Source organism: Promicromonospora sp. NPDC060271 (genome assembly GCF_042726755.1).
Lineage (GTDB): Bacteria > Actinomycetota > Actinomycetes > Actinomycetales > Cellulomonadaceae > Promicromonospora.
Genome location: NZ_JBHXBG010000043.1, coordinates 26,177 through 33,629, shown reverse-complemented (window position 1 = coordinate 33,629; position 7,453 = coordinate 26,177). Strand labels below are relative to the sequence as shown.

7 protein-coding genes are annotated in these 7,453 nt (G+C 72.1%); 1 reads left to right on the top strand and 6 read right to left on the bottom strand.

Annotated features, from left to right (window positions below; genetic code table 11):
- Positions 1-49: 49 nt before the first annotated feature.
- From ACFWE2_RS09250 to ACFWE2_RS09240, 3 genes are all read right to left on the bottom strand, one after another.
- Positions 50-757: an ATP-binding cassette domain-containing protein gene (locus ACFWE2_RS09250; RefSeq protein WP_377223924.1), complete on the bottom strand. Its 708-nt coding sequence runs from the start codon at positions 755-757 to the stop codon at positions 50-52.
- A 128-nt stretch (positions 758-885) separates the two neighbouring features.
- On the bottom strand, positions 886-1,932 hold the full coding sequence (locus ACFWE2_RS09245) for an ABC transporter permease (RefSeq protein ID WP_377223921.1): 1,047 nt from the start codon (positions 1,930-1,932) through the stop codon (positions 886-888).
- 2 nt (positions 1,933-1,934) lie between these two features.
- Positions 1,935-3,008, bottom strand: a complete 1,074-nt coding sequence (locus ACFWE2_RS09240) for a substrate-binding domain-containing protein (RefSeq protein WP_377223923.1) — start codon at positions 3,006-3,008, stop codon at positions 1,935-1,937.
- A 115-nt stretch (positions 3,009-3,123) separates the two neighbouring features.
- Between ACFWE2_RS09240 and ACFWE2_RS09235 the strand changes: the two genes are divergently transcribed.
- Entirely contained in the window at positions 3,124-4,176 is a 1,053-nt protein-coding gene (locus ACFWE2_RS09235; protein ID WP_377223920.1) for a LacI family DNA-binding transcriptional regulator, read from the top strand.
- A gap of 15 nt (positions 4,177-4,191) precedes the next feature.
- Here ACFWE2_RS09235 and ACFWE2_RS09230 read toward each other — a convergent pair whose 3' ends face one another.
- From ACFWE2_RS09230 to ACFWE2_RS09220, 3 genes are read right to left on the bottom strand one after another with little or no spacing between them, the layout of a single operon-like run.
- Complete coding sequence (locus ACFWE2_RS09230; RefSeq protein WP_377223919.1) at positions 4,192-4,980, bottom strand: ABC transporter ATP-binding protein; 789 nt, start codon at positions 4,978-4,980, stop codon at positions 4,192-4,194.
- Complete coding sequence (locus ACFWE2_RS09225; protein ID WP_377223918.1) at positions 4,977-6,038, bottom strand: FecCD family ABC transporter permease; 1,062 nt, start codon at positions 6,036-6,038, stop codon at positions 4,977-4,979. The genes ACFWE2_RS09230 and ACFWE2_RS09225 overlap by 4 nt, the downstream gene beginning before the upstream one ends.
- Positions 5,996-7,096, bottom strand: a complete 1,101-nt coding sequence (locus ACFWE2_RS09220; protein WP_377223917.1) for an ABC transporter substrate-binding protein — start codon at positions 7,094-7,096, stop codon at positions 5,996-5,998. The genes ACFWE2_RS09225 and ACFWE2_RS09220 overlap by 43 nt, the downstream gene beginning before the upstream one ends.
- Between the last annotated feature and the right edge of the window lie 357 nt (positions 7,097-7,453).

Below are 7,453 nucleotides of genomic sequence, written 5' to 3'. Positions count from 1 at the left end.
CGTCCGCACCGCGGACACCACCCCGGGGCCGTGGCCGGACAGGACCTCGTCAGCCCTCCGCTGCGCCCGTCATGATCGCCACCGCCTCGGTCATGGTGTGCGACTGCGGCGTGATCGTCGCCGCGCGCCTGCCGAGCCGCTGGATGTGGATGCGGTCGGCGATGTCGAAGACATGCGGCATGTTGTGGCTGATGATGATCACCGGGACGCCCTTGTCGCGCAGGGTGCGCACCAGCTCGAGCACCTGACCCGACTCACGGACGCCCAGCGCCGCCGTCGGCTCGTCGAGGACCACCACCTTCGAGCCGAAGGCCGCGGCACGCGCGACGGCGACCGCCTGGCGCTGCCCGCCGGACAGGTTCTCGACGGGGACCGTCACGTCCTGCAGCGTCGAGATGCCGAGATCGCGCAGCTCCCGACGGGCGCGCTCCCGCATCCCCGCACGGTCGGTCATGCGCAGCACCGAGCCGAGCGGGCCCTTGCGCCGCACCTCGCGGCCGAGGAACAGGTTCGCGGCGACGTCGAGCGACGGCGCGACCGCGAGCGTCTGGTAGACGGTCTCGATCCCCGCCGCGCGCGCGTCCTGCGGCCGCTTGAAGTGCACCGGCTCGCCGTCGAGGAGGACCTCGCCCCGGTCGGGGACCTCGGCGCCGGTCAGGCACTTGACGAGCGTCGACTTGCCGGCGCCGTTGTCGCCGATGATCGCGAGCACCTCGCCGCGGTAGAGCTCGATGTCCACGCCGTCGAGCCCGACCACGTGGCCGAAGGTCTTGACGAGCCCGCGTGCCTGGAGGACGGGCTTCCGCTCGTCCGCCGCCGGCCCGCCGGCCGCCGCGCTCGTCGGGTCGGCGGCCGTGCCGGCGGCTGTGCCGGTGTGGGTGGTAGTCACTTGCGCACCTTCCGGATCCACTGGTCGAGGGAGACCGCGACGATCACGAGGACGCCCACGGCGAGGGTCTGGTAGAGCACGTCGAGCCCGGCGAGCGACAACCCGTTCCGGAACACGCCGACGATGAGCGCGCCGAGCAGGGTGCCCCAGACGGTGCCCCGGCCGCCGAACAGGCTCGTCCCGCCGATGACGACGGCGGTGATCGAGTCGAGGTTCATGTCGATGCCGACGTTGGGGCTCGCGGCGTTCGCCCGCCCGATCTGGATCCAGGCGGCGAGCGCGAGGATCGCCCCGGCGGCGAGGTACACGCTGATCAGCACGCGGTGGACACTGATGCCCGACAGCCGGGCGGCGTCGCGGTCGTCGCCGACGGCGTAGACGTGCGTACCCCAGGCGGTGCGCGAGAGCACGAACGCCACCACGAGGTAGGCCGCGAGCATGAGGATCACGCCGGTGGAGACCCGCACGCCGAACACCGGGAACGTGGTCCCCGTCCAGGTCAGGGCCGCCGGCATGTCACCGCCGCGCACGATCGCCCCGTGCGAGTACAGGAGCGTGACCGCGAGGTAGATGTTCAGCGTGCCCAGCGTCGCGATGAACGGTGGCAGCTTGAGGCGGGTCACGAGCAGCCCGTTGAGGCCACCCGCCGCGAGGCCGACGACCAGCCCGAGCAGCAGCGCCACCACGGGCGACGCCCCGGCGGCGGTCGTGATCTGGGCCATGACCATCGAGGCGAGGACCATCGTCGCGCCGACGGACAGGTCGATGCCCGCGGTGAGGATCACGAGCGTCTGGGCGACGGCGAGGGTGCCGACCACCGCCACCTGCTGCGTGATCAGGGACAGGTTCGCCGGCGCCCAGAACCGGTCGTTGAGGAGGCCGAAGACGATCACGGACACGACGAGCACGATCGCGGGGCTCAGTGCGGGGTAGCGGTGCAGCACACCGCGTGCGCGTTCGAGCGGGGTCCGGCGGTCGAGGAACTCGGCGGCCGCGTCGTTGGCCGGTTCGTGAGCGGCGGCGGGCAGGGTGGAGGTGCTCATCGTCAGCCCCAGCAGAGGTCGGCCGCTGCGGCCGAGTCGATCGACTCGACGCCGTCGGCGGGCTTGTCGGTCACGAGCTCGACGCCGGTGTCGAAGAAGTCGAGCCCTTCGGTGGTCTCGGGCGCGGTGCCCGACTCGGCCAGCTCGGCGATCGCCTCGACGCCCAGCTCGGCCATCTTCACCGGGTACTGCTGGCTCGTGGCGCCGATCACGCCTTCCTTCACGTTGTCGACGCCCGCACAGCCGCCGTCGACGGAGACCAGGACGACGTCCTTCTCGCGGCCCGCCGCCTCCAGGGCCTGGTAGGCGCCGTACGCGGCCGGCTCGTTGATCGTGTAGACGACGTTGACGTCCGGGTTCTTGGTGAGCAGGTTCTCCATCGCGGTGCGCCCGCCGTCCTCGGCGCCCTGGCTCGCCTCGTTGCCGACGATCTCGTAGTCCCCGCCGCTGTACGTGCCGGTCGGGGCCTCGTCGCCGTTGACCGCCGGGTCGGCGACGTCGATGCCCATGCCCTCGAGGAACCCCTGGTCGCGGTCGTAGTCGACGGAGACGACCTTGTCGTCGAAGAGGTCGAGCAGCGCGATGGTGGCCTTCTCGCCGTCGAGCTGGGCGGCCGCCCACTCGCCGATCAGCACGCCGGCCTGGCGGTTGTCGGTGGCGAACGTGATGTCGACGGCGTCGGCGGGGTCCGGCGGCGTGTCCAGGGCGATCACGTACAGGCCCGCGTCGCGCGCCTTCTTCAGCGCGTCCACGACGGACGGGCCGTTCGGCGTGATGAGGATGCCCGCGTCGCCCCGGGCGATCGCGTTCTCGATCGCCTGGATCTGCGTCTCCTCGTCGCCGTCCGCCTTGCCCGCGGCCATGGTCAGGTCGACGCCGTGGTCGGCGGCGGCCGCCTCCGCGCCGTCCTGCATCGCGACGAAGAACGGGTTGGTCGTCGTCTTGACGATCAGCGAGACGCCGACACCGTTGTCACCGCTGTCACTGTCGCCGCACGCGGTCAGGCCGAGAGCCCCGAGTGCGATCGCGCCGGTCAGTGCGATACCGCGCCGCAGCGCCGGTCGGTCATTGGTCAGTGTGTTCACCGTCGAACTCCTTCGTGGGGCCGGTTGCCCGACAACGTTGTCAGGTCTGTGTCTACCCGAATCTCCCGGTAGGGTCAAGGCAACAACGCAAAGGAGCGGCCCAGATATGACATCGGTGTCAGACGATTCCTCGCCGTCGGTGCGCCAGCGGCGGCCGACGATGCGCGACGTGGCGCGTGTCGCCGGCGTCGGCATCAAGACCGTCTCGCGGGTCATCAACGGCGAGCCCAACGTCTCCCCCGCGACCGCCGAACGCGTCAACCGCGCCGCGGCGGACCTGCACTACGAGCCGGACCTCCAGGCAGGCAACCTGCGCCGGTCCGACGGCCGCTCCCGCACCCTCGGCCTGCTCGTCTCCAGCGTCGCCAACCCGTTCGCCGCCCAGGTGCACCGGGCGATCGAACGCGTGGCCACCGAGTACGGGTACGCGGTGCTCGCGGCGAGCCTCGAGGACGATCCGGCCGCGGAGCTGCGGGCGGTCACCGCGCTCGCCCGGCGCCGGGTGGACGGGTTCATCGTCACACCGGTCCGGGACGACCAGTCGTACCTGCGGGTGCACGTCGACCGCGGGACGCCGCTGGTGTGTGTCGACCGGACGCCGCGCGGCATCGAGACGGACTGCGTGGTGACGGGAAACGTCGACGGCGCCCGCGACGCCGTCCGCCACCTCGTGTCGTACGGGCACCGCAGGATCGCGTTCCTCGGCGACCTCGAACGCATCGAGACGGCGCGCCTGCGCCGGGAGGGCTACCTGACGGAGCTCGCCACGGCGGGGATCGACGCCGACCCCGCCCTGATGGTGCTCGGCCTGCACGACGACGCGAGCGCCACCGCCGTCGTCCGCACGCTCCTCGCGCTCCCCGACCCGCCGACCGCGATCTTCTCCAGCCAGAACCTGATCACGATCGGCACCATCCGGGCCCTGCAGCAGCTCGGCCGCGAGCAGGACATCGCCCTGGTCGGGTTCGACGACGTCGAGACGGGCGACCTCATGAAGCCCGCCGTGACGACCATCGCGCAGGATCCGGACCGCATCGGCCGCCTCGCGGCGGAGCGGCTCTTCGCGCACCTGGACGGCGACACCAGCCCCGCGCGGCAGGTCGTGGTGCCGACCCGCCTCATCGTGCGCGGCTCGGGCGAGATCCCCGGGCCTGCTTGATCTGTGTCCGCCGGATCAGCCGGGCACGCTCGATCGGTCGAGCGGGCCCGGGCGGAAGGTGACGGTCGGCCGGCCGGAGTCGTCGTGGCTCACGCCGGCCCGGACGCCGTAGACCTCGGCGATGAGCTCCGCGGTCAGGACGTCCGCCGGCGGGCCCGCCGTGACCACCCGCCCCTGCCGGAGCACGACCACCGTGTCGCAGAACATCGCGGCGAGGTTGAGGTCGTGCAGGGCGACGATCGCGGTCAGCGGCAGCGCCGCCACGAGCTCGAGCAGCTCGAGCTGGTGGCGGATGTCCAGGTGGTTCGTCGGCTCGTCGAGCAACAGCTCGCGCGGCTCCTGGGCGAGAGCCCTGGCGATGTGCACCCGCTGCCGTTCTCCGCCGGACAGGGTGTGCCAGAGGTGGCCCGCCTTCGCGGTGAGCCCGACGTGCTCCAGCGCCTCCGCGACGACCCGTTCGTCCCGCGCGAGCTCGCCGCCGAGGGCTGACCGGTGCGGCGTTCGGCCGAGCCGGACGACGTCGCGCACCACGATGTCGACGTCCGTGTCGGCGTGCTGGGTCACGCTCGCGACGGCGCGCGCGATCTCGCGACGGCGCAGCCGGGCGAGGTCGGCGCCGTCCAGCGTGACCGTCCCGGCGTCGGGTCTCGCGATGCCCTGCAGCAGCCGCAGCAGCGAGGACTTGCCGGAGCCGTTGGGACCGAGCAGGCCGATGGTCGACCCGGGTTCGGGTCGCAGCGTGACGCCGTCGAGGACGAGCGCGCCGCCGCGCCGCCAGGAGACGTCTCGGGTCTGGAGCGTCATACGCGTCCCCTTCTCCGGAGCAGCAGGAGCACGAACACCGGGACGCCCACGAGCGCGGTCCCGACACCGACCGGCAGGGGTGTCGGCGCGAAGGCGACCCGGGAGACCGCGTCGACCCAGACCATGAACACCGCGCCGAGGACGATCGTGGCCGGGATCACCCGCGCGTGCCGCTGCCCGAACAGCAGCCGGGCCGCGTGCGGCAGGACGAGTCCCACGAAGCCGATGGCGCCCGCGATGCTCACGAGCGTCGCGGTGAGCAGGGCCGTGAGCACCAGCAGCAGGAGACGGGTCCGGGCCACCGCGATCCCGAGGGATGCCGCGACGTCCTCACCGAAGGCGAAGGCGTCCAGCGTGCGGGCCGAGGCGACGCAGACGACGGCACCGATCGCGACCACCACGGCGCTCAGGGTGACGTCGTCCCAGCGCATCCCCTCCAGCGAGCCGAGGAGCCAGAACATCACGCCGCGGGCCTCGTCGGAGTCCGCGAACGCGAACATGACCAGCGACGTCAGCGCGGAGAAGAGCTGCGTGCTCGCCACGCCCGCGAGGATCACGCCCGAGGTGCCGCCGCTCGTGAACCGCGCAAGCAGCAGCACGAGGCCGAAGGCCGCCAGGGCGCCGAGGAACGCGCCGCCGGACAGGCCCAGCGCCCCTCCGCCGAGGCCGAGCATGCCGAACGCGACGGCCCCCGTGGAAGCGCCCGACGAGACGCCGAGCACGAACGGGTCCGCCAGCGGGTTGCGCAGCAGCGACTGCAGGATCGCCCCGCACAGCCCCAGTCCCGACCCGCAGGCGGCGGCGACGAGCGCACGGGGCAGCCGCTCCTGCCACACGATGGCGTCCTCCGAGACCCGCACCGGGATCTCCGCGAGCCCCAGATGGTTCAGGAGGATGTCCCGCACGTTCACGAGCGACACGTCGGCGGGCCCCAGGGTGACGGCGACCCCTACCGACAGGGCGAGCAGGACGATCCCGCCGAGCGTCAGGCCTGCGACGGCGAGCGGCTTCGTGCTCAGGACTGGTCCTCGCTCAGCTCGTCCTTGTTCGCGAGCCACCACGCCTGGATCTTCTCCAGACCGTCGACGAACCGGATGGACGGGTTCATCTCCGCACCGTGCAGCGCGATGAAACGCTCCTGCGCCACCGCGGGGATCGTGCTGGTCAGCTCGTCCTGCGTGAGGAACTCGACCTTGTCGTCGAGCCGGTCGCCAGGGAACCGGTCGCGCTGCAGGTCGCCCAGCACAAGGATGTCGGGGTCCGCCTCGACCACACTCTCCCAGCCCACGGCGGGCCAGTCGTCGGTGGCGTCCTTGAGAACGTTCACCATGCCGGTGTCCGTCGCCAGCAGGGACGCGGCGCCCAGGCCGCCCGCCACGTACGGGGTCTTGGTGTCGGCGAACCAGAACATGACGGTCCGCCCCTCGAAGTCCACGCCCTCCGTGGCGGCCGCCGCGCGCTCCTTCAGGTCGGCGACCAGCTTCTCGCCACGGTCGGCGACGTCGAAGATCCGCGCCAGCTCCTGGATCTCCACGTACAGCGCGTCGACGGTGAGCGGCGTCGTGCGGGGGGTGCCGCCGTTGACGCTCTTGCCGTTGTCGCAGTCCGTCGGCGAGAGATACGACTCGATACCGGTCTCCCCGAGCCGCTCGCGGGAGACCACGCCCCCCTCGGTGTTGTAGTGCCGCCCGAACGACGCCGTGACGAAGTCGGGGTCCGCACCCAGCAGCACCTCGTACGTCGGCGCGTTGTCGGCGAGCCGCGGCACGTCCTCGTTCGCCTCGGCGAGCGAGTCCAGCACCGGGTCCGTCCAGGACGCCGTGCCGACGACACGGTCCTCGAGGCCCAGCGACAGCAGGATCTCGGTGGAGTTCTGGTCGAGGGAGACGACCCGCGCGGGGGCCGACTCGACGGTCACCTCCTGGCCGCAGTTCTCCAGCGTGAGCGGGTACTCGGTGCGGCCCTCGCCGGCCGGCACGGCCTGCGCGGGCTCGACGGCCTCGGACGCGCCGCATCCGGCGAGGCCGAGGAGGCTGACGAGGACGGCGGCGGCGAGCGCCGCCGTACGCGCGCGTGCTCCAGAGCGTGCTCCGGCGCGCGTTCGAGTGGTAACCACGGGGTCTCCTGAGGTCGTGCTGCGGTGCCCCGCGGTCACGGAGCGTTCGAGCGTTGTGAGGTGAGGTTAACCTAACTTTCCACCCACATGTTCATGCGTTCACATTCACCCGACGCGACCGCTCCGTGCGGGACACCCGCGGACAGGGCCGCGTTCATCGCCGTGTCATGGGCGATTCAGGGCGCGGACACCAGCGGTTGACAGGGTGTCCCGCGCTTCCGCCAGGGCCGGGAGCCCACTCGCCCGGGCCTTCCGGGCCTTCCGGACCTTCCGCACTTCCGAACCTACGGAGCCGACCGTGACCGACCACACCACCAACGACACCGCCGCCCCGCACGGCGCAGCTCCTCTCAGCGC